Source organism: Streptomyces misionensis (assembly GCF_900104815.1).
Taxonomy (GTDB): Bacteria; Actinomycetota; Actinomycetes; order Streptomycetales; family Streptomycetaceae; genus Streptomyces; species Streptomyces misionensis.
This window is the reverse complement of the sequence record NZ_FNTD01000004.1, coordinates 4189944-4216908: the sequence shown is the minus strand read 5'-3', so window position 1 is coordinate 4216908 and position 26965 is coordinate 4189944. Positions and strand designations below refer to the sequence as shown.

At 70.6% G+C, this 26965-nt stretch carries 23 protein-coding genes and 5 tRNA genes; 11 read left to right on the top strand and 17 right to left on the bottom strand.

The genetic code is table 11. The features are described 5' to 3' along the window. The first annotated feature begins 4 nt into the window (after positions 1 to 4). The gene (locus BLW85_RS20780) at positions 5 to 643 is read left to right on the top strand and encodes a DUF2637 domain-containing protein (RefSeq protein WP_079172378.1); all 639 of its coding nucleotides are present in this window, start codon (positions 5 to 7) and stop codon (positions 641 to 643) included. A gap of 76 nt (positions 644 to 719) precedes the next feature. Here BLW85_RS20780 and BLW85_RS20775 read toward each other — a convergent pair whose 3' ends face one another. The 7 genes from BLW85_RS20775 to BLW85_RS20745 all read right to left on the bottom strand — a co-directional run bounded on the left by BLW85_RS20775 (position 720) and on the right by BLW85_RS20745 (position 7276). After that, on the bottom strand, positions 720 to 1259 hold the full coding sequence (locus BLW85_RS20775) for an NADPH-dependent FMN reductase (RefSeq protein ID WP_074992820.1): 540 nt from the start codon (positions 1257 to 1259) through the stop codon (positions 720 to 722). 74 nt (positions 1260 to 1333) lie between these two features. Continuing rightward, a complete protein-coding gene (locus BLW85_RS20770) occupies positions 1334 to 2044 on the bottom strand; it encodes a leucine-rich repeat domain-containing protein (RefSeq protein WP_425275340.1) in 711 nt (236 codons plus the stop codon). 114 nt (positions 2045 to 2158) lie between these two features. Next, positions 2159 to 2231 (bottom strand) — tRNA-Lys (locus BLW85_RS20765). A gap of 88 nt (positions 2232 to 2319) precedes the next feature. Beyond that, positions 2320 to 3828, bottom strand: coding sequence for an amino acid permease (locus BLW85_RS20760; RefSeq protein ID WP_074992818.1), 1509 nt, complete (start codon positions 3826 to 3828; stop codon positions 2320 to 2322). A gap of 112 nt (positions 3829 to 3940) precedes the next feature. After that, entirely contained in the window at positions 3941 to 6070 is a 2130-nt protein-coding gene (locus BLW85_RS20755) for a DEAD/DEAH box helicase (protein ID WP_074992817.1), read from the bottom strand. 229 nt (positions 6071 to 6299) lie between these two features. Then, a complete protein-coding gene (locus BLW85_RS20750) occupies positions 6300 to 6821 on the bottom strand; it encodes a hypothetical protein (protein WP_074996146.1) in 522 nt (173 codons plus the stop codon). Positions 6822 to 6925: 104 nt separating this feature from the next. Beyond that, positions 6926 to 7276: a metallopeptidase family protein gene (locus tag BLW85_RS20745; RefSeq protein WP_070028684.1), complete on the bottom strand. Its 351-nt coding sequence runs from the start codon at positions 7274 to 7276 to the stop codon at positions 6926 to 6928. A 92-nt stretch (positions 7277 to 7368) separates the two neighbouring features. On the opposite strand from BLW85_RS20745, the gene BLW85_RS20740 reads away from it, so the two are divergent. The 5 genes from BLW85_RS20740 to BLW85_RS20720 all read left to right on the top strand — a co-directional run bounded on the left by BLW85_RS20740 (position 7369) and on the right by BLW85_RS20720 (position 9660). Then, on the top strand, positions 7369 to 8895 hold the full coding sequence (locus BLW85_RS20740; RefSeq protein WP_074992816.1) for a metallophosphoesterase family protein: 1527 nt from the start codon (positions 7369 to 7371) through the stop codon (positions 8893 to 8895). An 80-nt stretch (positions 8896 to 8975) separates the two neighbouring features. Next, positions 8976 to 9048 (top strand) — tRNA-Glu (locus tag BLW85_RS20735). A 39-nt stretch (positions 9049 to 9087) separates the two neighbouring features. Then, positions 9088 to 9162 (top strand) — tRNA-Asp (locus BLW85_RS20730). A 24-nt stretch (positions 9163 to 9186) separates the two neighbouring features. Further along, positions 9187 to 9260 (top strand) — tRNA-Phe (locus BLW85_RS20725). Positions 9261 to 9333: 73 nt separating this feature from the next. After that, positions 9334 to 9660 carry a hypothetical protein gene (locus BLW85_RS20720; protein ID WP_244174892.1) on the top strand — a complete coding sequence of 109 codons (327 nt, stop codon included), beginning with the start codon at positions 9334 to 9336 and terminating at the stop codon, positions 9658 to 9660. Here the strand turns inward: BLW85_RS20720 and BLW85_RS20715 are convergent. Beyond that, positions 9657 to 10691 (bottom strand): hypothetical protein, encoded by a 1035-nt coding sequence (locus BLW85_RS20715; protein WP_074992815.1) that lies wholly within the window; start codon positions 10689 to 10691, stop codon positions 9657 to 9659. The genes BLW85_RS20720 and BLW85_RS20715 overlap by 4 nt on opposite strands. Before the next feature lie 126 nt (positions 10692 to 10817). Between BLW85_RS20715 and hrpA the strand changes: the two genes are divergently transcribed. The 3 genes from hrpA to BLW85_RS40210 all read left to right on the top strand — a co-directional run bounded on the left by hrpA (position 10818) and on the right by BLW85_RS40210 (position 15228). Beyond that, on the top strand, positions 10818 to 14762 hold the full coding sequence (gene hrpA, locus BLW85_RS20710) for an ATP-dependent RNA helicase HrpA (protein ID WP_074992814.1): 3945 nt from the start codon (positions 10818 to 10820) through the stop codon (positions 14760 to 14762). 96 nt (positions 14763 to 14858) lie between these two features. Beyond that, positions 14859 to 14933: transfer RNA gene (locus tag BLW85_RS20705), tRNA-Asp, on the top strand. Between the two features lie 121 nt (positions 14934 to 15054). After that, positions 15055 to 15228 carry a DUF6274 family protein gene (locus tag BLW85_RS40210; protein ID WP_239697929.1) on the top strand — a complete coding sequence of 58 codons (174 nt, stop codon included), beginning with the start codon at positions 15055 to 15057 and terminating at the stop codon, positions 15226 to 15228. Positions 15229 to 15670: 442 nt separating this feature from the next. On the opposite strand, the gene bldC is transcribed toward BLW85_RS40210, so the two are convergent. Both bldC and BLW85_RS20695 read right to left on the bottom strand, forming a co-directional pair. Further along, a complete protein-coding gene (gene bldC, locus BLW85_RS20700; RefSeq protein WP_003949541.1) occupies positions 15671 to 15877 on the bottom strand; it encodes a developmental transcriptional regulator BldC in 207 nt (68 codons plus the stop codon). 555 nt (positions 15878 to 16432) lie between these two features. Then, entirely contained in the window at positions 16433 to 17275 is an 843-nt protein-coding gene (locus BLW85_RS20695) for a DUF8083 family protein (RefSeq protein ID WP_070028680.1), read from the bottom strand. A gap of 199 nt (positions 17276 to 17474) precedes the next feature. Here BLW85_RS20695 and BLW85_RS20690 point away from each other — a divergent pair, with 199 nt between their 5' ends. Together BLW85_RS20690 and BLW85_RS20685 are read left to right on the top strand one after the other, a co-directional pair. Then, positions 17475 to 18578, top strand: coding sequence for a Leu/Phe/Val dehydrogenase (locus tag BLW85_RS20690; RefSeq protein ID WP_070028679.1), 1104 nt, complete (start codon positions 17475 to 17477; stop codon positions 18576 to 18578). Positions 18579 to 18868: 290 nt separating this feature from the next. After that, positions 18869 to 19117 carry a DUF3073 domain-containing protein gene (locus BLW85_RS20685; RefSeq protein WP_070028678.1) on the top strand — a complete coding sequence of 83 codons (249 nt, stop codon included), beginning with the start codon at positions 18869 to 18871 and terminating at the stop codon, positions 19115 to 19117. A gap of 94 nt (positions 19118 to 19211) precedes the next feature. Here BLW85_RS20685 and purM read toward each other — a convergent pair whose 3' ends face one another. From purM to purS, 7 genes are all read right to left on the bottom strand, one after another. Continuing rightward, entirely contained in the window at positions 19212 to 20279 is a 1068-nt protein-coding gene (gene purM / locus BLW85_RS20680) for a phosphoribosylformylglycinamidine cyclo-ligase (protein WP_070028677.1), read from the bottom strand. A gap of 34 nt (positions 20280 to 20313) precedes the next feature. Next, on the bottom strand, positions 20314 to 21843 hold the full coding sequence (gene purF / locus BLW85_RS20675; RefSeq protein WP_070028676.1) for an amidophosphoribosyltransferase: 1530 nt from the start codon (positions 21841 to 21843) through the stop codon (positions 20314 to 20316). Positions 21844 to 22046: 203 nt separating this feature from the next. Continuing rightward, the gene (locus BLW85_RS20670; RefSeq protein WP_244174891.1) at positions 22047 to 22418 is read right to left on the bottom strand and encodes an META domain-containing protein; all 372 of its coding nucleotides are present in this window, start codon (positions 22416 to 22418) and stop codon (positions 22047 to 22049) included. A 119-nt stretch (positions 22419 to 22537) separates the two neighbouring features. Next, positions 22538 to 23335, bottom strand: a complete 798-nt coding sequence (locus tag BLW85_RS20665) for a maleylpyruvate isomerase family mycothiol-dependent enzyme (RefSeq protein WP_070028674.1) — start codon at positions 23333 to 23335, stop codon at positions 22538 to 22540. Between the two features lie 224 nt (positions 23336 to 23559). Further along, positions 23560 to 25818, bottom strand: coding sequence for a phosphoribosylformylglycinamidine synthase subunit PurL (gene purL / locus BLW85_RS20660; protein ID WP_070028673.1), 2259 nt, complete (start codon positions 25816 to 25818; stop codon positions 23560 to 23562). After that, a complete protein-coding gene (gene purQ, locus BLW85_RS20655; RefSeq protein WP_070028672.1) occupies positions 25815 to 26495 on the bottom strand; it encodes a phosphoribosylformylglycinamidine synthase subunit PurQ in 681 nt (226 codons plus the stop codon). The genes purL and purQ overlap by 4 nt, the downstream gene beginning before the upstream one ends. Next, positions 26492 to 26764 carry a phosphoribosylformylglycinamidine synthase subunit PurS gene (gene purS / locus BLW85_RS20650; RefSeq protein ID WP_037650676.1) on the bottom strand — a complete coding sequence of 91 codons (273 nt, stop codon included), beginning with the start codon at positions 26762 to 26764 and terminating at the stop codon, positions 26492 to 26494. Before purS ends, purQ begins: the two co-directional genes overlap by 4 nt. Positions 26765 to 26965 lie beyond the last annotated feature (201 nt).

The following is a 26965-nucleotide window of genomic DNA, read 5'->3' as shown; positions in this document are numbered from 1 at the left end:
GCCCATGGACAGGATTCACGATGAAGACGTTTTGTGTGACTATGAGTTCAGCACGCTCGAGATGCAGTGGGACCCGGTCGAAGAGCTGGCCCAGATGCTGTCCGGCGCGTCCGCCGCGAATCCCGCCCCGGCTCCGCCGCACGGCAGGTCCAGCCACCGGAAGAACCGCCGGCGCATCCGCACGGAACCCGGATCACCACGCGACAACCAGCGCAGCGCACACATCACACTGCTGATCGCGACGATCTCGGTGTGCGCGATCTGCATGCTGGGCTGGTCCTTTTCCTATTCCTACGCCCAACTCCGCGCCACCGCTTCCTCGGTGCTGCCGATGCGGCTGGCACGGTGGTGGCCGCTGACCGTGTACGGACCATGGCTCGTGGCGGCGTTGTCCATTCTCCGGGCGACCGTGCAGAGCCGAAGTGCCCGGCGCTCCTGGGGAGTTCTGCTGGGCGCCTCCGCGATGGCGGTCGGCCTGTGCGTCAGCCACGCGGCGCATTCCCCGCTGGCGCTGATCATTTTCGGAATTCCGCCGATCACCGCGCTGGTGTGTTTCTGGGAGATCGTCGGCCAGGTCTCCTCCAAGGTGACCCGCCCCCGCCACGCGGCCCACAGCCGGCGCAACGACGTACTACGCGGGTGAGCACGAGACGGTGACCGGGTGCCGCGACGACGACGGCACCCGCACGGCCCCCGGACCCCGATCCGGGAGAAGGGCCCTAACCGGCCGCCGCCAGCAGCGCGAGCACCTCGCCGAGCCGCTGCCGCGCCCGCGGGTCGGCGATGAGCCCGTCCTCCCCGACCATCCCCCGCTCCACCGGCACCCGCACACAGGCCGCGTCCACGACACGGGCGCCGGTGTAGCCGAGCACGGACCGCAGCGTGGCCTCGGCGCCCTCGCCACGCCCCGGCGCGGCCGCGTTCACCCAGCCGACCGGCTTGTCACTGATCTCGACGCCGCCGACCGTCCAGTCCAGCAGGTTCTTGAACGACCCCGGCAGGGTGCCCGCGTACTCCGGCGTGCAGATCAGCAGCCCGGCCGCCCGCCCGATCGCCTCCCTGAGCCCCGCCACCGGCGCCGGCAGCGGGTCGGTGTCGTCGTCCGGATTGAAGTGCGGAAGCCGCGCCAGCCCCTCGTACAGCTCGCCCCGCACCCCCGCCTCCGGCGCCACGGCCCGCGCGGTCCGCAACAGCGCCTCGTTACTGGAACCGCCGCGCAGGCTCCCCGACAACAACAGGATCACCGGAAGTTCGGTCATCCGGCCAACGATACCGATCCGTACCGGAGTTGACGCGTCCGTACGCCCGGCGCCGTCCCGGAAGCGGGGCACGTCTAGAAGAGGACGACACAGCCCCGCCGCTCCAGCTCGTCCAGCAGCCGGGCGGAGGGCTCGCACGGGTTCCAGCGCAGGTCCAGTTTCTCCAGGGCGGGCAGGGCGGAAAGCCAGTCCGGGAGGCGGGTGACACGGTTGCCGCGGACGTCGAGGTGGCGCAGCCGGGGCAGCGCGGCCAACGCTGCCCCGAGTTCGGGCAGGGCGTTCTCCCGCAGGTCCAGGTGGCGCAGTTCGCGCAGCCCGGCCGTGGACGGCGGCAGCGCCTCGATCGCGTTGCCCCGCAGCCACAGCTCACGCAGCCGCCGAAGGCCCCCGATGCCCTCGGGCAGCGCGGTCAGCCGGTTGTGCTGCGCCCGCAGCTCGACGAGCCCGGCCATCCGGCCGATCGCCTCGGGCAGGGCCGTGAGCGCGTTCTCGCCGACGTTGAGGTACCGCAGCCGCGTCAGGTTCCCGAGCGACTCCGGAAGCTCCGACAGCTCGTTGTCGTGCAGATAGAGGAAGTCCCCGAGCCCGACGAGGTCCCCCAGCTCGTCCGGCACCGAGGCGAGCCGGTTGTGGCCGAGGTCCAGCGTGCGCAGCCGGCCCAGCCGCCCGATACGGCCCGGCAGCTCGGTCAGGCCGTTGTCCGCGAGGATCAGCACCTCCAGCTCCCCGCGCCCCCACACGGACTCGGGCACCTCCCCCAGCCGGTGCCGCCAGAGGTTCAGCACGTTCCGCACGGTCGGGGGACCCCTTCTTCGGCGAACGGCGCGGCGCCCGGGCCGGACCGTACCGACTCGGGCGCCGCGACACAGGCCAAGGGGCGCGAGGCCCGCCTGTGGGGGTAGGCCCTGTGGGACTCGAACCCACAACCAATGGATTAAAAGTCCACTGCTCTGCCAATTGAGCTAAGGGCCCAGGCGATGTTGCCTGTCCGAGCATAGCCGCAGAGGGCCGGGTCTCCGATCGGGTATCGGGGACCCGGCCGCGTCGTGGCGGCGGATGGCTACTTTTCGACGGGGTCGGACGCGGGGGCGCGGGTGGTGCCGAGGAACCAGTGGCGGGCCGAGGCGAGCCACCAGGTGGCGGCGAAGCCGAGGACGACGAGGACGGCGACGGGGGCGTAGTTGAAGGTCTTCCAGGTGACGGGGGAGACCTGCGGGAGCATGAAGAGGACCGTGATCGCCACGACCCACAGCACCGAGATCACTCCGATCGGCCCCGACCAGCGGCCCAGGTGCCACGGCCCCCGCTCGAACGCCGCGCCCTTGCGGACCCGCAGGAAGGTCGGCACGACGTACGCGATGTAGAGCCCGATCACCGCGATGGACGTCACCGCCGCGTACGCCGTCGAATTGATCAGGTAGGGCAGGCCGAGGGCCAGGGCGGCCAGCGCGGCCAGCCAGACCGCCGCGACGGGGGTGCGGGTGCGCGGGCTGACCGTGTGCCAGACGCGGGAGAACGGCAGCGCGCCGTCGCGCGAGAAGGCGTAGATCATCCGGCTGTTGGCGGTGACGGAGGCCATCCCGCAGAAGAGCTGGGCGCCGATGACCACCAGGAGCAGCAGCTTGCCGGAGGTGGCGCCGAGCGCGTCCAGGAGGATCTGGGCCGGCGGGGCGCCGGTGGGGGACGCCAGCTCCTTGTCGTACGACTGGATGGCGAAGGTGAAGCCGAGCAGCAGGACGAAGCCCGCGATCCAGGACGTCCAGATGGAGCGCACGATGCCCTTCGGGCCCGCCGTGGCCGCGTCGTGCGTCTCCTCGGTCATATGGGCGGAGGCGTCGTAGCCGGTGAAGGTGTACTGGGCCATCAGGAGGCCGAGGAGGACGACGTAGGCGCCGCTGCCCCAGCCGGTCTCGTTGACGAAGTGCGTGAAGACGAAGCCCGCCGAGCGGTGATGGTCGGGTACGGCGGCCAGCGCGCCCACGATGACGACCACCCCGAGCACGTGCCACCACACGCTCACGCTGTTCAGGACGGCGACGATCCGCACGCCGAAGGTGTTCAGCAGGCCGTGCAGCAGCAGGATCGCGGCGAAGAGCAGGACGGTGCGGCCGCGGGTGACCTCGAAGCCGAACTGGAGGTTCAGATAGGCCCCGAGGAAGGAGGCCGCGCCGAAGTCGATGCCCGCGGTGACCGCGACCTGGCCCAGCACGTTGAACCAGCCCGTGAACCACGCCCAGGCCGCCGCCGAGCGGGGCGGCGCCAGCCGGTGGGCCCAGAAGTACAGGCCGGCCGAGGTCGGGTACGCCGAGCAGATCTCGGCCATCGACAGACCCACGAGCAGCGTCATCAGACCGACCGCGACCCAGCCCCAGGTGATCACGGCGGGGCCGCCCGTGGTCATGCCGAAGGAGTACAGGGTCAGACAGCCGGACAGGACCGAGATGATCGTGAAGGACACCGCGTAGTTGGCGAACGCCGACATCCGGCGGGCGAGGACCTGCGTGTAACCGAGCTGGGCCAGCCGTTCCTCGTCCGACGGCACACCCGCTGTCGCGTCTTCATCTGTCATGCCCCCAGCAATTCCCCCGTGGCCCGCGTGACATGCGTCACTCGGAGGCGGCATGCGGAAGGGCCCGCACGACCGTGTCGTGCGGGCCCTTCCGGGAGATACGGAGCCGAGGTCAGCCGTTGCGCTTCCAGCGCGGCTTGTCGTCACGGCGGCCGAAGGAGGAGCCGGTGCCGCGGTGGTCGTCACGACGGCCGTAGGGGCGGTCGTGACCACCGGAGCGGAAGCCCGGACGGTCGTCGCGGCGGTCGCGGTTGAAGGGACGGTCGCTGCCCCGGTGGCCGCCGCGGTCGTCGCGGCGGAAGCCGCCACGGTCGTCACGGCGCTCGAAGGAGCGGCCGCCGCGGTCGTCACGACGGTCACGGTCGCGGTCACCGAACGGACGGCGGTCGTCGCGACGCTCGAAGGAACGGCCGCCACGGTCGTCCCGGCGGTCGTCACGACGCTCGAAGGAACGGCCACCACGGTCGTCACGACGGTCACGGTCGCGGTCACCGAACGGACGGCGGTCGTCACGACGCTCGAAGGAACGGCCACCACGGTCGTCACGACGGTCACGGTCACGGTCGCGGTCACCGAACGGACGGCGGTCGTCACGACGCTCGAAGGAACGGCCGCCACGGTCGTCCCGGCGGTCGTCACGGCGCTCGAAGCCCCGCTCGCCGCGGTCACGGTCGTAGCCGCGCCGCTCCCGGCGCTCGTACGGCGCCGAAGCCGCCGGACGCTCCTCGCGCTCGGCCTGCTGCGCCGCCGGCTCCTCGGCCACGGCCAGTTCCTCGGCCGCCGATGCCTGCGCCTCGGCCACCGCGGTCTCCGGGTCCTCGCCGCGCTCGCGGGCGACCCGGGCCACCAGGCGGTCGGCCTCCTCGCGCAGCTCGGTCGCGCGGCGCTGGGCGCGCTCCAGCTGCTTGGTCAGCTGGACGACCTCGCGCTCGGCCTGCTGCGCGGCGTTGCCGGCGGACTCGGCCTGCACCTCGGTCATGGAGCGGGCGCCGGTGATCTCGGCGACCTCCGGGTCGAAGGCGGCGCCGCCCTGGATGATGTGCCGGGCCGCGTCGACGCCCGCGTCCTCCATCAGACGGAAGATCTGGCGCCGCTGGTGCGGCAGGGACAGCGAGACGACGGTGCCGGTGCGGCCCGCACGCGCGGTACGGCCCGCGCGGTGCAGGTAGTCCTTGTGGTCGCCGGCCGGGTCGACGTTCAGCACCAGGTCGATGCCGTCGACGTGGATGCCGCGGGCGGCGACGTCGGTGGCGACCAGGACGTTGACGTAACCGTCCTTGAAGTCGGCCAGGGTCCGGGTGCGGGCGCCCTGGGTCATGCCGCCGTGCAGCGCGTCGGCCTTCACACCGGCGTCGCGCAGCTGCTCGGCGACGCGGTCGGCGCCCAGCTGGGTGCGGACGAAGATGATCGTGCGGCCCTTGCGGGAGGCGATCGCGGCGGTGACCGGCGCCTTGTCCTTGGGCTTCACGATGAGGATGTGGTGGGACATGGTCGTCACCGCGCCCTGGGCCGCGTCCACCTCGTGGGAGACGGGCTCGGTCAGGTAGCGGTCGACGAGGGTCTGGATCTCGTTCTCCATGGTGGCGGAGAAGAGCATGCGCTGACCGCCGGCCGGGACCTGGTCGAGCAGCTCGGTGACCTCGGGCAGGAAGCCCAGGTCGGACATCTGGTCGGCCTCGTCCAGGACGGCGATCCGCACGTCCTCCAGGGAGCAGGCGCCGCGGTTGATGATGTCGCGCAGCCGGCCCGGGGTGGCGACGAGGACGTCGACGCCGCGCTCCAGGGCGTAGATCTGGTTGCCCATCGAGGTGCCGCCGCAGACGACCTTCATCTTCAGGCCGAGGACGTCGCCGTACGGCTGAAGCGCGTCGGCGACCTGCATGGCCAGCTCACGGGTCGGGGTGAGGATGACCGCGCGGGGGCGCTTCTTCTCGGTGCGGCCGCCGGCCAGCGTGGCCAGGGTGGGCAGACCGAAGGAGAGGGTCTTGCCGGAGCCGGTGCGGCCACGGCCGAGGATGTCCTTGCCGGCCAGGGCGTCCGGGATGGACGCGGCCTGGATCGGGAAGGGGGTCGTCACGCCGTTCTGCGCGAGCTTGCGCACGATGCCCTCGGGGAGGCCGAGGTCGGCGAAGGTGGTCTGGGGGGCCTCGGGGGCCTGGGTCTCAGTGGCCTCGGTCGTCTCGTCCACGAGTTCGTTTTCGTTCTCGGACACGACGATCTGGTCAAAACTGGACACGGACATGCGAATGCGAAACCTTCCGGAGTCTCGTCGGCACGCGCCCGTCAACTCCGTGATTCGCACACGACCGCCTCAATGCGGTCCGCCACGGCAAAGGAGAGTACGCGCCACACGGCGCGCTCTGTGGTGGCGCCGGGCAAATGGGATCAAACGATCTACCACCATACGCACCTACTCCCCCCGAAGGCAAACCGATCCCCGCTCCGGACGGTCCGTATGCGTGTGCGTCGGGTCACACCCGCGCCCGCGCGGCCGGCCGGGGCGCGGGCTCGCGCTGGACGAGCTGCGGGCCCGGGTCCTCGTGCGCCGACGAGGACGGCTCGGCCGAGGGCGGCTCCGTGTCGGGCGGGGGCGGGGTGGTGGCCGGCGGCTCGGGCGGGGCGGAGGTGGGCCCCGGGGTCGGCTGGCCCCCGGTCGGCGCCTGCGGGGCCCCGGGGCTCTTGCGGGGCTTCGCGGAAGGGGCGGGGGCGCTGTCGGCGCCGGACGCGCCGGCCGACGCCGAGGCCGGCTCCCCCGGCTTGTGCCGGCCGCCGTGCCCCTGCTTGCCGTCGCCCTCCGTCTCGACGCGTCCGGGGCCGGCCAGCCCGTCCGCCGCCGGGCCGCCGACCACGGCCGCGGCGGGGCCGCCGGACCGTCCGGCCGGGCGCGAGGGGGTGGTCCGGCCGCCCGGGTCGGCCACGCTCACGCAGCCGGCGGCGAGCGAGACGGCCAGCGCCGTGACGACCAGTCGGGCAGGTACGTACAAGGGGCGCACGGCGGCCACCTCCGGGAAAGGAAAGGAGTCAACCTCCCCAACTCCCGCCACCCGCAGGAGGACACGCGCCGCGTACGCATCAACTCCGCGGCCGGCCGGGCCGGTCAGCCGTAGCCGAGCGCGTGCAGCCGGGCGTCGTCGATGCCGAAGTGGTGGGCGATCTCGTGCACCACGGTCACCTCGGTCTCCGCGACGACGTCCTCGCGCGTGTCGCACATCCGCAGCGTCGGCACCCGGTAGACCGTGATCCGGTCCGGCAGCACCCCGGCGTACCACTCGCCCCGTTCGGTCAGCGGGGTGCCCTCGTACAGGCCGAGCAGATCGGGGTCGCCGGCGGGCGGTTCGTCCTCCACGAAGACGGCCACGTTGTCCATGAGCCGCGTCAGCTCCGGGGGGATCCGGTCGAGCGCCTCGGCGACCAGTTCCTCGAACTCCTCGCGCGTCATCTCCAGCACAGGGCCATTGTCCGGCACAGGAGGGCCCGAAGGGCCGTACGAGGGCGGCGGGCCCCGGCATATCCGCCCCCGCACATGGGCATACGGGACCAATGGTCCGCGTCCCCTTCGCAGCCCGCTTCCGCCGCCGTCACCGCCCGCTCCCCGATCTGGAACTCGCCGCCCGCCCCCGGCCGTGGCTCGGTGCCCTCGGCCTCACCGGAGTCGTGCTGGTCGGCGCCTGGCTGGGACTGCTGGTCGTCGGCAACGTACGGACCCCGGTCGGCCCGATGAACACCACGATGGCGCTGCGCCCGTCCCTGTCCGGCGGCACGAAGATCAACGTGTCCCCGCTGGGCGCGCTCACCCTGGACAGCCATGTGGCACCGGTGCGCCTGGACGTGAACGTCGACCAGCTGGACCCGCTGCGCTCGCAGGAACTGGTCGACCACCCGGAGCGGTTCTCCGGGCTCCAGGGCGAGGTGGTGCACGACGTCGAGCACGGCACGCTCGACCTCGCCGTGCGCTCCGGTGTGGCGGTGGTCGCCGGTGCCGGGCTCCTCGGGCTCGCCGTCTACCGGCGTCCGCGGCGCGCGCTCGCGGCCGGCGGGCTGGCCCTGACGCTGCTGGCCGCCTCGGGCGTGTCGGCGTACGCCACCTGGAACCCGAAGTCGGTGATGGAGCCGAGGTTCTCCGGGCTGCTGTCCTCGGCGCCGTCGGTGATCGGCAACGCGCGCAGCATCGTCACGGGATTCGACGTCTACCAGAAGGAGTTGGCGCGCCTGGTGACGAACGTGACCAAGCTCTACGACGTCACCTCCACCCTGCCCGCCTACCAGCCGGACCCCTCCACCATCCGGGTCCTGCACGTGTCGGACATCCACCTCAACCCGGCGAGCTGGAAGATCATCGCCTCGCTGGTGAAGCAGTACAAGGTGAACGTGATCGTGGACTCCGGCGACACGATGGACCACGGCACGGCGGCGGAGAACGGCTTCCTGGACCCGGTCGCGGACCTCGGCGTGCCGTACGTCTGGGTGCGGGGCAACCACGACTCCCGGACCACCCAGGGTTATCTGGAGCGCATGAAGAACGTGCGCGTGCTGGACGACGGGCACGCGGTGACCGCGGGCGGGCTGCGCTTCGCGGGGACGGGCGATCCGCAGTTCACCCCGGACCGCGCGGTGGTGCCGGGCGGGGACGCGGCCGAGCGGCTGGCGGGCGACCGGCTGGCCAGCGCCCTGCGCTCGCAGCGGGCGGCGGGCACGCCGGTGGACGTGGCGATCGCGCACGAGCCGGCGGCGGCGCGGGAGACGGACGGGGAGGTGCCGCTGGTGCTGTGCGGGCATCTGCACCACGAGGGGTACGAGAAGCTGCCGTACGGGACGCGGCTGCGGATGGAGGGCTCGACCGGGGGCAGCGGGCTGCGCGCGGTGGAGGGGAAGTACCCGGCGCCGATCGAGGCCTCGGTGCTCTACTTCGACCGCGACACCCACCGGCTCCAGGCGTGGGACGCGATCCAGCTGGGCGGTCTCGGTCTGACGACGGCCGAGGTCAGCCGCCATCTGGCCGACGACAACCACCCCGGTGCGAGCCCCGGAGCGACGCCTTCGGGGACGACCGCGCCCGCCCGTCCGTAAACCGTTTTGGCGATCCCCCTCGCCATCCCATATGCTTCTCACGTCCCCGACGCGCTGCGAAGCGCCCAGGCGGGCCGATAGCCCTCATCGTCTAGCGGCCTAGGACGCCGCCCTTTCAAGGCGGTAGCACGGGTTCGAATCCCGTTGGGGGCACGCAGAACCGTGTGCGACACTGTTGCACACAAACAGCTTGGTCCTGTGGAGCAGTTTGGAGTGCTCGCCACCCTGTCAAGGTGGAGGCCGCGGGTTCAAATCCCGTCAGGACCGCTGAGGTTTCACGTGAAACCTCGTGGCTGGGTAGCTCAGTTGGTACGAGCGTCCGCCTGAAAAGCGGAAGGTCGCCGGTTCGACCCCGGCCCCAGCCACAGCCAGAAGGCCCCGTTCGACGAACGGGGCCTTCTTCGTATGGCGGCGTCGCACTACACGGTCGGGGGGACCATGAGCGGTACCGAGGTCGAGCTGGAGCAGGACAAGGCCAAGTACGGGCTGCTGGCGGTGAGCGTCAGCAACGTCGCGATCGTCGTGGTGGCGGTCGTCGGGGTCTGGCGGTTGCACGGGGACACCTCGGTGATCGTCGGCATCCTCACCGCCGCGTTCACCGCGGTCAGCAGCATGACCACCGCCTATCTCGGGATCAAGGCCGTCTCCAACACCGCGCGGTCCATGGCCCTGGGGAGCGCGCCGGTCCAGCAGGCCGCCCCGGTGCCCACGACCCCCGCCCCCGCCGTACCCAGTCCTGCCGCGCCGGTCGAACCCCTCTCCTAGGCCGGTTCCGGCGGGCGGCCGCCCGGGTGGCGGTGGCGCCAGATCAGGAAGACCGCGCAGCCGAGGACCGACCAGCCCGCCAGCACCAGGAACGGGAAGGCGTGCTGGTCGCCCCGGAAGTACACCGCGGTGTGCTGGGCGTTCACCGAGGCGCCGGGCGGCAGCCAGCGGCCGATCGTGCCCAGCGGCGACGGCAGCAGGGGCCAGGACACCGCACCGCCGGACGACGGATTGCCCAGCAGCACCATCAGGCCCCAGGTGGGCAGCATCGCCCACCTCCCGAACAGGGTGTTGAACATCGTGAAGACCATGCCGGACGTGAACATGGTCAGCGCGAGGATCAGCCACGACTCCATGAACGGCAGCCGCAGCGCGTGCAGCCACCAGTCCACCACCGCCGCGATCGTGAACCCGCCGAGCAGGGCGTAGGCGGCGGTGAACGCGATGCGCTCCAGCGGGTTCAGCGCCCTCGCGTGCACGCTGAGCTGGATCGCCCCGATGAAGCCGATCACCACGGCCGCGAGCGAGATGTAGAAGATCGCCAGCCCGCGCGGGTCGCCCTGCTGGAGCGGCTTGAGATCGCGCAGCACCACCGGTGTGCCGGTGGCCCTGCTCACGCTCGCCGCCGCCTGACCGAGCACCTGCGCGACGGTCGCGCCGGACGCCGCCGACACGTTCAGCGTGATCGGCCCGCCGTGCGCGGGGGCGTCCACCACCGCGAAGACGCGCTGCTGCTCCACCGCCCGCACCGCCGCCGCCCGGCTGTCGTACGGGTGCATCTTCAGCGAGGCGGAGAGGGCCTGCTCCATGCCCGCGATGAAGCGGCGGGCCGGCGGCTGGTCGTAGGCGCCGGTCACCGCCGCGGGGATGCTGTGCGGGGTCGGGTTCGCCATCGCGTAGGTGTAGGAGCCGGCGAAGAGGCCGGCCGCGGCGGAGATGAGCAGGAGCAGGACCGTGGCGGGAAGGAACGGGGACCGTTTGAATGCCGTCCAGCGCGAATCGGACATAGGGGAACTTTGACATCTCGCCATGGGGGTCGCCCGTTCATCGCGGGGCGCGGGTCGCACGCGCCCGGCCCGCCGTCCGGGGCCCCTCCGCTCCGTCCGGCGTCAATTCGGTCGCCTCTGTTTCGGCCGAGGTGAGATCCTGGATCGCGTATGTCTACGCATCCAGCCCCCGCCCTCGGCACCCTCGCCCCCCGCCTGACCGAGCTGTCGCTGCGCGACGCGCACCGGATCGGGCGGCGGCTCGAGGGCGCGCGCAAGATCCGTAAGCCGGAGGCCCGCGCCGCCGTTCTCGCCGAGATCGAGGGCGAGATCGACAAGGCAGCGGGCCGGATGGCCGAGCGGCGCGTGCGCGTGCCGGCCGTCAGCTACCCCGAACAGCTGCCCGTCAGCCAGAAGAAGGACGAGATCGCGGCGGCCATCCGCGATCATCAGGTCGTCATCGTGGCCGGTGAGACCGGGTCCGGCAAGACGACCCAGATCCCCAAGATCTGTCTCGAACTCGGCCGTGGCGTGCGCGGCATGATCGGGCACACCCAGCCCCGCCGGATCGCCGCCCGCACCGTCGCCGAGCGGGTCGCGGAGGAGCTGCGGACGCCGCTCGGCGAGGCCGTCGGCTGGAAGGTGCGCTTCACCGACCAGGTGAACCCGGACGCCACCTTCATCAAGCTGATGACCGACGGCATCCTGCTCGCCGAGATCCAGACCGACCGCGAGCTGCGCGCCTACGACACGATCATCATCGACGAGGCCCACGAGCGGTCCCTCAACATCGACTTCCTGCTGGGCTACCTCGCCCAGCTGCTGCCCAAGCGGCCGGACCTCAAGGTCGTCATCACCTCGGCGACGATCGACCCCGAGCGCTTCTCCCGGCACTTCGGTGACGCCCCGATCATCGAGGTCAGCGGCCGGACCTACCCGGTCGAGGTGCGCTACCGGCCGCTGCTGGAGGCGGACTCCGAGGACGCCGACCGGGACCAGATCACCGCGATCTGCGACGCGGTCGAGGAGCTTCAGGCCGAGGGCAAGGGCGACATCCTCGTCTTCCTCTCCGGCGAGCGGGAGATCCGCGACACGGCGGACGCGCTGGAGAAGAAGAAGTACCGGTTCACCGAAGTGCTGCCGCTGTACGCCCGGCTGTCGCACGCCGAGCAGCACCGGGTCTTCCAGCCGCACACCGGGCGCCGGATCGTGCTGGCCACGAACGTCGCCGAGACCTCCCTCACCGTCCCGGGCATCAAGTACGTCATCGACCCCGGCTTCGCCCGGATCAGCCGCTACAGCCATCGCACCAAGGTGCAGCGGCTGCCCATCGAACCGGTCTCCCAGGCCAGCGCCAACCAGCGCAAGGGCCGCTGCGGCCGTACCTCCGACGGCATCTGCATCCGGCTGTACAGCGAGGACGACTTCCTCGCCCGGCCGGAGTTCACCGACGCGGAGATCCTGCGCACCAACCTGGCCTCCGTCATCCTCCAGATGACCGCGGCCGGGCTCGGCGACATCGAGAAGTTCCCCTTCATCGACCCGCCGGACCACCGCAACATCCGCGACGGCGTGCAGCTGCTCCAGGAGCTCGGCGCGATCGACCCCGCCGAGAAGGACCCGCGCAAGCGGCTCACCGACACCGGCCGCAAGCTGGCCCAGCTGCCCGTGGACCCGCGTCTGGCCCGGATGGTGCTGGAGGCGGACAAGAACGGCTGTGTCCGCGAGGTCATGGTGATCGCGGCCGCGCTGTCCATCCAGGACCCGCGCGAGCGCCCGGCCGACAAGCAGGCCCAGGCCGACCAGCAGCACGCCCGCTTCAAGGACGAGACCAGCGATTTCCTCGCCTACCTGAACCTGTGGCGCTACATCCGCGAACAGCAGAAGGAACGCGGCTCCAGCTCGTTCCGGCGGATGTGCAAGCAGGAGTACCTGAACTTCCTGCGCATCCGCGAGTGGCAGGACATCTACACCCAGCTGCGCACGGTCGCCAAGCAGATGGGCATCCACCTCGACGAGAAGGACGCCCCCGCCGACCGCGTGCACGTCTCCCTGCTCGCCGGCCTGCTCTCGCACGTCGGGATGAAGGACGTGCGCGAGGGCAACAAGAACGAGTACCTGGGCGCCCGCAACGCCAAGTTCGCGATCTTCCCGGGCTCGGCGCTGTTCCGGAAGCAGCCCAAGTTCGTGATGTCGGCCGAGCTGGTGGAGACCAGCCGGCTGTGGGCGCGGGTCAACGCGAAGATCGAACCCGAGTGGGTCGAACCGCTCGCCGGGCACCTGCTGAAGCGCACGTACAGCGAACCGCACTGGGAGAAGGACCAGGCGGCCGTGTTGGCGTACGAGAAGGTCACGCTGTACGGCGTGCCGATCGTCGCCCAGCGCAAGGTGAACTACGGCCGCATCGACCCCGAGGTCTCCCGCGAGCTGTTCATCCGCAACGCGCTGGTGGAGGGCGACTGGCGCACCCACCACAAGTTCTTCGCCGACAACCGCAAGCTCCTCAGCGAGGTCGAGGAGCTGGAGCACCGGGCGCGGCGCCGGGACATCGTGGTCGACGACGAGACGCTGTACGACTTCTACGACCAGCGGGTGCCCGAACACGTCGTCTCCGGCGCCCACTTCGACTCCTGGTGGAAGCACAAGCGGCACGAGCAGCCCGACTACCTGGACTTCGAGCGGGAGATGCTGATCCGGGAGTCGGCGGAGGCGGTCACCAAGGCCGACTACCCGGACTCCTGGCGGCAGGGCGCCCTGAAGTTCCGGGTCACCTACCAGTTCGAGCCGGGCGCGGACGCCGACGGCGTGACCGTGCACATCCCGCTCCAGGTCCTCAACCAGGTCACCGACGAGGGCTTCGACTGGCAGATCCCGGGCCTGCGGGAAGAGGTCGTCACGGAGCTGATCCGCTCGCTGCCCAAGCCGGTGCGGCGCAACTACGTGCCCGCGCCGAACTACGCGAAGGCCTTCCTGGAGAAGGCGGTCCCGCTCCAGGAACCGCTGACCGTGACGATGGCCCGTGAGCTCAAGCGGATGGTCGGCGTGCCCTTCGAGGCGGAGGACTTCGACTGGTCCAAGGTCCCCGACCACCTGCGGATCACCTTCCGGATCGTCGACGAGCGGCGCCGCAAGCTGGCCGAGGACAAGGACCTGGAGGCACTGAAGCTCCGGCTGAAGCCGAAGGCGCGCAAGGCCCTCTCCCAGGCCGCCGCCGCGACCGCGTCCCGCGAGGGCGGCCCCGCGCTGGAACGCACGGGCCTGACCGACTGGACGATCGGCCGGCTGAGCCGGGTCTTCGAGACGCGGCGGGCCGGCCAGCCGGTCAAGGCGTACCCGGCGCTGGTGGACGACGGCGACACGGTCTCCGTACGGCTCTTCGACACGGAGGCCGAGCAGGCGGAGGCCATGTGGAAGGGCACCCGGCGGCTGATCCTGCGCAACATCCCGGTGAACCCCGCCAAGTTCGCGTCCGAGAAGCTCAGCAACCAGCAGAAGCTGGGGCTGTCCGCGAACCCGCACGGCTCCATCCAGGCCCTGTTCGACGACTGCGCGATGGCCGCGGCCGACAAGCTGATCGCGGACTTCGGGGGGCCGGCGTGGGACGAGGAGTCGTACCGGAAGCTGTACGACAGGGTGCGCGCGGAGATCGTGGACACCACGGTGCGCACGGTCGGCCAGGTCCAGCAGGTGCTGGCCGCCTGGGGGGCCTGTGAGCGGCGTCTGAAGGCCGTACGGAGCCCCGCGCTGCTCGCCAACCTCACGGACGTCCGCAAGCAGCTGGACGCCCTGGTGAAGCCGGGCTTCGTCACCTGGGCGGGGATACGGCGGCTGCCCGACCTGATGCGGTACCTGGTGGCCGTGGACCGGCGGCTCCAGCAGATGCCGACGAACGTCCAGCGGGACACCACCCGCATGGAGAAGGTCCACGAGATGCAGGACGAGTACGCCTGGCTGCTGGAGCAGCTCCCGCAGGGGCGGCCCGTGCCGCAGCAGGTCCTGGACATCCGCTGGATGCTGGAGGAGCTGCGGGTCAGCTATTTCGCCCACGCGCTGGGCACGGCGTACCCGATCTCCGACAAGCGGATCGTGAAGGCGATCGACGCCGCCGCGCCGTGACCGGACGGTCACAGGAGGTGAGTTCGACCTGGCGGCCTCACCTCCTGTACAGTCCTTCTCGCAGCGCAACGCAGCAAGCGGAGCGCGGCGACATCTGGTCCTGTGGAGCAGTTTGGAGTGCTCGCCACCCTGTCAAGGTGGAGGCCGCGGGTTCAAATCCCGTCAGGACCGCATAGCGAAAGGCCCCCTCGTGAGGGGGCCTTTCGTCGTTCCCGAGGCGTGTCCGGCACCCTTGACTGCTGCGCCTTCCCTCGGTACCCAGATGACAGCACCCGGGTTCGGGAGGTGGGCGATGGGGGCATCGGTCAGGCATGAGACACGGGCACTGCTGAGGGCACACCTCGCGGCCGCGTCGTCGTACCGCCACCTCACCCGTCACTGTCCCGTCTGCCACCGCCTGCTGCGGCTGGCGATGGACTCGGGGCCGAGGCCCCGGGACAAGGACGAGCGGCCTTCCGCGACATGACGCAGGACGGCCCCAACTCCCGTGCGCACAGGGGAGACTGGAAGCGGCGCTTCCATTAGCGCACGGATGCCCGAGGCAACAAGTGGCCCGCAATGTGACGGGTGTCACCGTATGAGTTTTGAGATCGGCGGTACTTACACCCGCCCTACAATCGGTCAATTTAATATGTGCAATTGCACTGCTTCCCGAGGCGCCCCTCCGGCACCCGCACGGAGCCCCCGCCCCGCCCCCGACCAGCGCACAAAACAGATCGCGCTGGACTCGGCGGAGTCCAGCGCGATCGACGACGCACCCTGTGTCGCTTGCCTACAACGTGTTCTTCGGCCCGGGCGTGGGGCCTGTTGGGGCAGGTCCCGCGTCGCTTGGAGCTAGGGTTTCGGGCGGCTCGGCGGGTTGGGGGGCCTGCCGGTTCGCCCTGTTTTCAGTTGTTCCGCCTGCTCGGTCAGGCCTCGCTGCGCTGCTGCGGGATGCCCGCGAGCAGGGCGCGGACCTCGGCCTCGCGGTAACGGCGGTGCCCGCCGAGCGTGCGGATCGACGTGAGCTTGCCGGCCTTCGCCCACCGCGTGACCGTCTTGGGGTCGACGCGGAACATGGTGGCGACCTCAGCCGGGGTCAGCAGCGGCTCGGCATCAGGGGTGCGAGCGGTCATGAGCGGCCTCCTCGGGAGAACCGAACCTTCTCGGTTCTTTCCTCTAAATTCTGCACCTTGACCCGCGTTGCCCGAAATGGCGGACGCGAGTCGAGTCGGTTATAGGACGAACGGCTTGTCCTCGGCACTACAACTACACCATCTGTCCAGCCCGGTCGGCCAAACCGATGGAATTGCCCTCCCAGGTGTTCATCAGCGACGGAAGCCGATGGACCATGCCATAGCGGACAGTCACGCCACTGTGACGATCAGTCACAGGGCGATCAGGAGGCATCAGACCCCCCAAAGCGTGCAATGCTGAGATTCCGCCCATAGTGCACCACACTTGGACGGAAGGAGCCCTCCCCGGACTCCTTGTCCTATTTTGGCACGAGGAGGGGGAAGAGGCGCAAGGGGCCCTGTACGTGCGGTCCATCACCCTTCGGCCATTCTGGACACAAACGCCCGGATCGGGACCGACATCTCGTCAGCTGGGTGAAGTGCGCTTGACCGTACGCCGTCCAACGCCCTCTCAGCTGTGGCGCAGGTCACGTTTTGCGTGTTTCTGTTGAAACGTCAGTTCGCCGAACGCCGGTCCCGCACCGCACGCCACCGCTCCACGAGCCGCGCGTACGCCTCTCCGGCCGCTTCCCCGTCGCCCCGGCGCAGCGCGTCGATGCCCGCGGCCACGTCCGCCGCCGAGTGGTCGTCCTCCAGCTCGCCCGCCGGCAGGACGTGCACCAGGCCGCCGTAGTCCAGCTCGACCAGGGAGCGCGGGTGGAACTCCTCCAGCCAGCGGCCGACGTCCAACAGTCCGTCGGTCAGCGGCCCCTCCGCCACGGTCTCCCGCAGCGTGCGCAGCGCCCGCGCCACCCGGCGCCGGGCCTGCACCATGGGGGTGCGGTAGCGCAGCACCGGGGACACCTCGGCGGTCCCCTTGTCGTACCGCCGTTCCTCGTCCGCGACCAGCACGAACCAGTTCAGCGGCACCTGCCAGGTCGCCGTGCGGATCCAGGGGCGCGCGTCGGGGTTGCGGGCGAGCCAGCGCTCGTAGTCCAGCGCCGCCTGCCGGCGCACCACCGGGGGCAGCACCGCGTCCAGCACCGGCGGGGGCAGCTCGTCGCCCAGGTCCTCCAGCGCCTGCCAGCCGCGCAGCCGGGTCCGCCAGGGGCACACGCACACGACCCCGTCGACCTCCAGGACGAAGGCGTCGCCGCTCTCCTGCACGGGCACCGCGACCGGCGGCGTGGGCACCAAGTCCGCCAGCGAGCGCCGCAGTTCGTCCTGGTAGGAGGGGCGCTCGGCGCGGCGGGCGTAACGCGCCCAGTGGTCGCGCTCCGGCTCCGGGAAGGCGCCCAGCGGCTCGTACACGCGCAGATAGGCGGCATAGGGGACGACCACGGAGGACACCTTCGGCACGCCTGCTCCCTCCCCATCGGACCCGGCTCGAAACACTGCAAATCGTGCCACGGTCAGGCGACCGCGGCGGGCCCGTGCGAGTGATCCTGAACACTGCGCGGACGGTGGTCGGGCGGAGGCTCTACGCTCATGCCACCAGCACCCGCCACCCATACGGGAGCTGCTCCCCACTCGCCGCTAGTACACAGGAGTCACCACAGTGACCGACGTAACCGGCGCGCCTGTCGATGTCCTGCACACCCTGTTCCACTCGGAGCAGGGGGGCCATGAACAGGTCGTGCTCTGCCAGGACCGCGCCACCGGCCTCAAGGCCGTGATCGCCCTCCACTCCACCGCTCTGGGCCCGGCCCTCGGCGGCACCCGCTTCTACCCGTACGCCACCGAGGCCGAGGCCGTCGCCGACGCCCTCAACCTCGCGCGCGGGATGTCGTACAAGAACGCCATGGCCGGCCTGGACCACGGCGGCGGCAAGGCCGTGATCATCGGTGACCCGGAGCGGGACAAGACCGAGGAACTGCTGCTCGCGTACGGCCGGATGGTGGCCTCCCTCGGCGGGCGCTACGTCACCGCCTGCGACGTCGGCACCTATGTGGCCGACATGGACGTGATCGCCCGCGAGTGCCGCTGGACCACCGGCCGCTCGCCCGAGAACGGCGGCGCCGGCGACTCCTCGGTGCTCACCTCGTTCGGCGTCTACCAGAGCATGCGCGCCTGCGCCCAGCACCTGTGGGGCGACCCCGTGCTGCGCGGCCGCAAGGTCGGTGTCGCCGGTGTCGGCAAGGTCGGCCACCACCTGGTGCGCCACCTCCTCGACGAGGGTGCCGAGGTCGTGATCACGGACGTCCGCCCGGACGCCGTGCAGCGGATCCTCGACCAGTACGAGGGCGTGACGGCGGTCGCCGACACCGACGCGCTGATCCGCGTCGAGGGCCTGGACATCTACGCGCCGTGCGCGCTCGGTGGCGCCCTGAACGACGAGACGGTGCCGGTGCTCACCGCGAAGGTGGTGTGCGGTGCCGCCAACAACCAGCTCGCCCACCCGGGCGTGGAGAAGGACCTCGCCGACCGCGGGATCCTCTACGCGCCGGACTACGTGGTGAACGCGGGCGGGGTCATCCAGGTGGCCGACGAGCTGCACGGCTTCGACTTCGAGCGGTGCAAGGCGAAGGCGTCGAAGATCTTCGACACCACGCTGGCCATATTCGCACGTGCGAAGGAAGACGGGATTCCGCCGGCCGCGGCGGCCGACCGGATCGCCGAGCAGCGGATGGCCGAGGCGCGCGCGGGACACACCGGACACTGATTCGTTCGCACAAATGAGCGGTACCCGTCGGCGGCAACTTAGAGAGAACTCTCACTTCCACCGGCGGGTCGTTCCCCGATAAGTGGTTAAAATCGCCACTGACCAGCGAGGACGGGGCGCCTCGAAGGTCCTGTGCACACGCGCGTGCTGCGGGCGACGTACCGTATGGGCGCGGGCTCAGGTACCGTGGAAGCCCTACGGACCGGCCTCTCCAAGGAGAGTCCGTTCCAGATCATGAACGCGTGTCAGACTCTGGGGCCGTCGAGCCCCGTCACCGAGGGGGTCGAGCCATGGGGCGCGGCCGGGCCAAGGCCAAGCAGACAAAGGTCGCCCGCCAGCTGAAGTACAACAGCGGTGGGACTGACCTTTCACGTCTGGCCAGTGAACTGGGCGCATCAACTTCGAGCCAGCCGCCGAACGGCGAGCCGTTCGAGGACGATGACAATGACGAGGACGACCTTTACTCCCGTTACGCCGACCTCTACGAGGACGACGACGACGAGGACGAGGGACCCTCACAACACCGTCGCGGCGCTTGACCTTGCACTGAGCACCAGCCCGGTCGGTGGCACAGCCACCGACCGGCTTCTGTGCTACCCGCGAGGGGGTCCCGCGGGCGCCACCCCGTAGGGGTCAGCCCGCGTAGTCCCCCACCAGCTCGGCGCCGCTGTCCTTGTCGCCGCGCTCGGTGATCTCGCCGGCCACCCAGGCGTCGACACCCCGGTCGGCCAGGGTCGCGAGGGCCACCTCGGTGGACTCCGCCGGGACGATCGCCATCATGCCGACGCCCATGTTGAGCGTCTTCTCCAGCTCCAGGCGAGCCACGTCCCCGGTCCGGCCGACCAGGTCGAAGATCGCACCCGGGGTCCAGGTGGCGCGGTCGACCACGGCGTGCAGCCCGTCCGGGATGACCCGGGCCAGGTTGGCCGCGAGCCCGCCGCCGGTGATGTGGCTGAAGGCGTGCACCTCGGCGGTGCGCGTCAGGGCCAGACAGTCCAGCGAGTAGATCTTGGTGGGCTCCAGCAGCTCCTCGCCGAGGGTGCGGCCCAGCTCGGCCACCTCCGACTCCAGGGCCAGACCCGCCGTGTTCAGCAGGACGTGGCGGACCAGGGAGTACCCGTTCGAGTGAAGACCGGAGGACGCCATCGCGATCACGGCGTCACCCTCGCGGATACGGTCCGCGCCGAGCAGCCGGTCGGCCTCCACGACGCCCGTACCGGCGCCCGCGACGTCGAAGTCGTCCTCGCCGAGCAGACCCGGGTGTTCGGCCGTCTCACCGCCGACCAGGGCGCACCCGGCCAGCACACAGCCCTCCGCGATGCCCTTGACGATGGCGGCGACGCGCTCGGGGTGGACCTTGCCGACGCAGATGTAGTCGGTCATGAACAGCGGCTCGGCGCCGCACACCACGATGTCGTCCATCACCATGGCGACCAGGTCGTGGCCGATGGTGTCGTAGACGCCCATGCGGCGGGCGATGTCCACCTTGGTGCCCACGCCGTCCGTGGCGGAGGCCAGCAGGGGCCGCTCGTAGCGCTTGAGGGCGGAGGCGTCGAAGAGGCCGGCGAAGCCGCCGAGGCCGCCCAGCACCTCGGGGCGCCGGGTCTTCTTCACCCACTCCTTCATCAGCTCGACGGCGCGGTCGCCCGCCTCGATGTCGACGCCCGCCGCTGCGTAGCTGGCACCAGTTGTCTCAGACATGACTGTGAGAGCTTTCGTGTCGTACTGCGGGGTGTTACGGGCGGCGGATCGCGTCGGCCGCGGCCGTTTCGGCCGGACCGGCCGCCAGCTCGGTCTCCAGCAGCTGCTTGCCGAGCAGCTCCGGGTCCGGCAGTTCCATCGGGTACTCGCCGTCGAAGCAGGCGCGGCACAGGTTCGGCTTCGCGATGGTGGTCGCGTCGATCATGCCGTCGATGGAGATGTAGGCGAGCGAGTCGGCGCCGAGGCTGGTGCCGATCTCGTCGATCGTCATGCCGTTGGCGATCAGCTCCGCGCGGGTCGCGAAGTCGATGCCGAAGAAGCAGGGCCACTTCACGGGCGGCGAGGAGATCCGGATGTGCACCTCGGCCGCGCCCGCCTCGCGGAGCATGCGGACCAGGGCGCGCTGGGTGTTGCCGCGCACGATCGAGTCGTCCACGACGACCAGGCGCTTGCCCTTGATGACTTCCTTGAGCGGGTTCAGCTTCAGCCGGATGCCCAGCTGGCGGATGGTCTGCGAGGGCTGGATGAAGGTGCGGCCCACGTAGGCGTTCTTCACCAGACCGGCGCCGAAGGGGATGCCGGAGGCCTCCGCGTAGCCGATGGCGGCCGGGGTGCCCGACTCCGGGGTCGCTATCACCAGATCGGCCTCGACCGGGGCCTCCTTGGCGAGCCGGCGGCCCATCTCCACGCGGGAGAGGTACACGTTCCGGCCGGCGATGTCGGTGTCCGGGCGGGCCAGGTACACGTACTCGAAGACACAGCCCTTGGGCTTTGCTTCCGCGAACCGCGAGCTGCGCAGACCGTTCTCGTCGATGGCGACGAACTCGCCCGGCTCGATCTCCCGGACGAAGCTGGCGCCCACGATGTCGAGGGCGGCGGTCTCGGAGGCGACCACCCAGCCGCGCTCCAGACGGCCGAGGACCAGCGGGCGGATGCCCTGCGGGTCGCGGCCGGCGTAGAGGGTGTGCTCGTCCATGAAGACGAGCGAGAAGGCGCCCCGGATCTTCGGGAGGACCTGCTGGGCGGCCTCCTCGATGGTCAGCGGCTTGCCGTCCTCGTCGACCTGGGCGGCCAGCAGGGCCGTCAGCAGGTCGGTGTCGTTGGTGGCCGCGACCCGGGTGGAGCGGCTGTTGTTGTCGTTCGGCAGTTCGGCGACCATCTCGGCGAGCTGCGCCGTGTTGACCAGGTTGCCGTTGTGGCCGAGCGCGATCGAGCCGTGCGCGGTGGCGCGGAACGTCGGCTGGGCGTTCTCCCACACGGAGGCGCCGGTGGTCGAGTAGCGGGCGTGACCGACCGCGATATGACCCTGGAGCGAACCGAGAGAGGTCTCGTCGAAGACCTGGGAGACCAGGCCCATGTCCTTGAAGACGAGGATCTGGGAGCCATTGCTGACCGCGATTCCCGCGGATTCCTGACCCCGGTGCTGGAGGGCGTAGAGCCCGAAGTACGTGAGCTTTGCGACCTCTTCACCCGGAGCCCAGACACCGAAGACGCCACACGCGTCCTGGGGGCCTTTCTCACCGGGGAGCAGGTCGTGATTGAGTCGACCGTCACCACGTGGCACAGCACCGAGTGTAGGCGAGGTCGACCACTGGTCCGAATTGGGGATACGCGGTCGTAACGGACGGGTGGTTTACCGATCAGGTTGTCGCTTTCCGCGTTTACGCAGGTCAGCGGGTTTTTATCGGCGACCGGCGTGGCGTCGGGCGGGCGGGCGCGCCCGATGCCCGGGCGGTTTGGCCGTATGCGTGAGTGAGGTGTCGCACATCATTCGGGTGTGCTGCGGGTGAGGTTCACGCGGTCGCCGTGACTGGTGGTGAGCGTGAGCTTGCCGTCCTCACTCGTCCCGGTGAGCGTCCGGCCGCCCAGCAGCCCGGCCAGGGTCCGTTCGAAGGCCATCCGGGCACTGTCACAGGCCATTTTGGTGGTGCGCAGCGCGCCGAAGCCGATGCGGTCGCCGTGCAGGGTGACGGGGGCGCTGAAGGCGTTGCAGCCGAGGTTGCCGGCGGCGGTTCCGGCCGCCCCCGCGGCCGCGTCGATGCGCAGGCGGGCGGCGGCCGGGGCGGGCCGGGTCGTCCCGTCGCTGGTGACGCTCACGATCCGCCACTCGACGCCGGTCAGGGGTTCGTCGACACTCACGGATCCACTCTGCGCCGGGGTGGCCCCACAGGCCACCAGCAGGGGGAAGAGCACGGAGACCGCAGATGCTTTGTACCGTTTCATACCGCTTGGACGGCGGACCGTCCGGGGCGGTTCCCTCAGGTCATGACCGGCAGCAGCGCCCCGATGTCGGCCCGCTCCCCGCCGGCGCTGACCTTGGCCTCGTCCAGCGCCTCCCGCCAGGCCAGACGGCCGGTGGCGAGCCGCACCCAGGTCAGCGGATCGGTCTCCACCACGTTGGGCGGGGTGCCCCGGGTGTGCCGGGGCCCCTCGACGCACTGCACCACGGCGTACGGCGGCACCCGCACCTCGGTGGAACCACCGGGCGCCTTCACCGCGAGGGCGTCCGCGAGCAGCCGGGTGGCGGCGGCCAGCGCCTGCCGGTCGAACGGCACGTCGAGGCCCGGCACGGCCGCGTTCAGGTCGTCGGTGTGGACGACGAGTTCCACGGCACGGGTGACCAGGTAGTCGTCCAGCCGGAGGACGCCCGCGTTGGTCGGCAGCAGCCGGGTGCCGGGCTGCTCGGCGAGCAGGGCGCGCAGGGAGCCGTCGATGTCCGCGAGATAGGCGTCGAGGTCGGGGTGCTCGGCCGTGAGGTCCCGGGTGAAGGCGTCGATGGCCGCGGAGTTCGCGGCGGTGGCGAAGGGCCAGTCGAGCAGCACGGCGTCCGCCGTGGCCGGCTCGGGCAGCGCCACCGCGCGGTGCAGGGCGGTCAGCGCCATCCCGATGTGCACCACCAACTCCCGCACCGTCCACCCGTCGAGCCGCGTGGGCAGCGCCAACTGCGCGTCGTCCAGCCGCCGTACGGCATCCCGCACGGCCTCGAACTGACCGAGCACGGCGGCACGGGTGCGGGCGGGGTCGTAGGCGCGGGCACGTTTCCTGGCGGGAGGCATGGGGCGAGCCTATGCGCTCGAGGAGAGGGCGCGAAGGCTCCCGCCGGCCCACCCGGGTGGGTGACGGGCAACCGAACGCGGGGACACCGACCGGCGGGACCGGCACGAGCAGCCGGCCGCGTACGGCCGGCCGGGGATTCCGCCGTCTCGAGAACGACGTCCGCCGAACCTCCGTCGCGGCGAGAGGCCCCCGCCCGGAACGAGTCGTCCGGGCGGGGGCTCCGTCACGCCAGCAGGGACGGGATCGTGTTCTCGTGGGCCGCGCGCAGGTCGGCCAGCGGGAGGGTGAACTCGCCCTGGACCTCGACCGTGTCGCCGTCGACCACGCCGATGCGAGTGACCGGGAGACCCCGGGCCGCACACATGTCGTTGAAGCGGACCTCCTCCGAGCGCGGGACGGCCACGAGGGCGCGGCCCGCGGACTCGGAGAGGAGGAAGGTGAAGGCGTCCAGGCCGTCGGGGACGATCAGGCGGGCGCCCTTGTCACCGAGCAGCGCGGACTCCACGACCGCCTGGATCAGACCGCCGTCGGACAGGTCGTGCGCCGAGTCGATCATGCCGTCGCGGGAGGCGGAGATCAGGATCTCGGCCAGCAGCCGCTCGCGCTCCAGGTCCACCGCCGGGGGCATGCCGCCGAGGTGGTCGTGGATCACCTGGGACCAGGCCGAGCCGCCGAACTCCTCGCGGGTCTCGCCGAGGAGGTAGAGCAGCTGGCCCTCCTCCTGGAAGGCGACCGGGGTGCGGCGGGCCACGTCGTCGATCACACCGAGGACCGCGACGACCGGCGTCGGGTGGATCGCCGCCTCGCCCGTCTGGTTGTACAGCGAGACGTTGCCGCCCGTGACCGGCGTGCCCAGCTGCTTGCAGCCGTCCGCGAGGCCGCGCACCGCCTCCGCGAACTGCCACATCACCGCCGGGTCCTCCGGCGAGCCGAAGTTCAGGCAGTCCGAGACCGCGAGCGGCTTCGCGCCCGTCGTCGCCACGTTGCGGTACGCCTCCGCCAGCGCCAGCTGCGCGCCCGTGTACGGGTCCAGCTTGGCGTACCGGCCGTTGCCGTCCGTGGCGATGGCGACGCCGAGACCGGTCTCCTCGTCCACGCGGATCATGCCCGAGTCCTCGGGCTGGGCCAGCACCGTGTTGCCCTGCACGAAGTGGTCGTACTGCTGCGTGATCCACTTCTTGGAGGCCTGGTTCGGGGACGCGACCAGCTTCAGGACCTGGTCCTTCAGCTCCTGCGACGTCGCCGGACGCGGCAGCTTGTTCGCGTCGTCGGCCTGGAGGGCGTCCTGCCAGTCGGGGCGGGCGTACGGGCGCTCGTAGACCGGGCCGTCGTGCGCCACCGTGCGCGGGTCGACGTCCACGATCTTCTCGCCGTGCCAGAAGATCTCCAGCCGGTCGCCGTCGGTCACCTCGCCGATGACGGTGGCGATGACGTCCCACTTGGCGCAGATCTCCAGGAACCGCTCGACCTTGTCGGGCTCCACGACCGCGCACATGCGCTCCTGCGACTCGCTCATGAGGATCTCCTCAGGAGACAGGGTCGAGTCGCGCAGCGGGACGTCGTCCAGGGTCACGCGCATGCCGCCGGAGCCGTTGGACGCCAACTCGCTGGTGGCGCAGGAGAGTCCGGCCGCGCCCAGGTCCTGGATGCCGACGACCAGCTTCTCCCGGAACGCCTCCAGGGTGCACTCGATGAGCAGCTTCTCCTGGAAGGGGTCGCCGACCTGGACCGCCGGGCGCTTCGACGGCTTGGCGTCGTCGAAGGTCTCGCTCGCCAGGATCGACGCGCCGCCGATGCCGTCGCCGCCGGTCCGGGCGCCGTACAGGATGACCTGGTTGCCGGCGCCGGAGGCCTTGGCGAGGTGGATGTCCTCGTGCCGCATCACACCGATGGCACCGGCGTTGACCAGCGGGTTGCCCTGGTAGCAGGCGTCGAAGACGACCTCGCCGCCGATGTTGGGCAGGCCCAGGCAGTTGCCGTAGCCGCCGATGCCCGCGACCACGCCGGGCAGGACGCGCTTGGTGTCGGGGTGGTCGGCGGCGCCGAAGCGCAGCGGGTCGACCACCGCGACCGGGCGGGCGCCCATCGCGATGATGTCGCGGACGATGCCGCCCACGCCCGTGGCCGCGCCCTGGTAGGGCTCGACGTAGGAGGGGTGGTTGTGCGACTCCACCTTGAAGGTGACCGCGTAGCCCTGGCCGACGTCCACCACGCCGGCGTTCTCGCCGATGCCGACGAGCAGCGCGTCGGACTCGGGCGCCTTCTCGCCGAACTGGCGCAGGTGGACCTTGGAGGACTTGTACGAGCAGTGCTCGGACCACATGACCGAGTACATGGCGAGTTCCGCGCCGGTCGGGCGGCGGCCGAGGATCTCCACCACCCGCTCGTACTCGTCCTTCTTCAGGCCGAGTTCGGCCCAGGGCAGCTCGACGTCGGGGGTCGCGGCCGCGTGCTCGACCGTGTCCAGAGGCGTCCGGCTCATGCGTTGACCAGCTTCTTGAGGATCGAGGTGAAGAAGGGGAGGCCGTCGGTACGGCCCGTACCGATCAGCGGCTCGACGGCGTGCTCGGGGTGCGGCATCAGGCCGACGACGTTGCCGGCCTCGTTGGTGACGCCGGCGATGTCGTTGAGCGAGCCGTTGGGGTTGAAGTCGAGGTAGCGGAAGACGACGCGGCCCTCCGCCTCCAGCTTGTCGAGCGTGTACGAGTCGGCGACGTACCGGCCGTCCATGTTCTTCAGCGGGATGTGGATCTCCTGGCCCTGGCGGTAGTCGCCGGTCCAGGCCGTCTCCGCGTTCTCCACCCGCAGCTTCTGGTCGCGGCAGATGAAGTGGAGGTGGTCGTTGCCGAGCATCGCGCCCGGCAGGAGGTGGGCCTCGGTGAGGACCTGGAAGCCGTTGCAGATGCCGAGGACCGGAAGACCGGCCTTCGCCTGCTCGATGACCGTGTCCATGACCGGCGAGAAACGGGAGATGGCGCCGGCGCGCAGATAGTCGCCGTAGGAGAAACCGCCGGGCAGCACCACGGCGTCGACCTGCTTGAGGTCCTTGTCCTTGTGCCACAGGGCGACCGGTTCGGCGCCCGCGAGACGGATCGCGCGCTGGGTGTCCCGGTCGTCCAGGCTTCCCGGGAAAGTGACGACGCCAATACGAGCGGTCACTTCGCCGCCTCCGCGACTTCCGCACCCTCTTCGACCTTGACGGTGAAGTCCTCGATCACGGTGTTGGCGAGGAAGGATTCCGCGAGATCGCGGATGCGGGCGAGCGCGGCCTCGTCGACCGGCCCGTCAACTTCCAGTTCGAATCGCTTTCCCTGACGTACGTCCGAGATCCCTTCGAAACCCAGGCGCGGCAGCGCACGCTGGACCGCCTGGCCCTGGGGGTCGAGGATCTCCGGCTTGAGCATGACGTCGACTACGACGCGTGCCACTGGCACTCCCGGTGTGTGGTGCTGAGCAGGTTCCTTCAGACTACCCGCACAAAATTTCTACGCGGGTAGAGTTGGAGGAAACTACGTGAGGCGCATCACGATCGGGTGTCGGAGCCCGACCACCGTGAAAATTTCTGGGAAAGTTCGACAGGCCGCCCGCAACCCCTATTGCACTCGGACACGCGGACGGTTTTAGTCGGG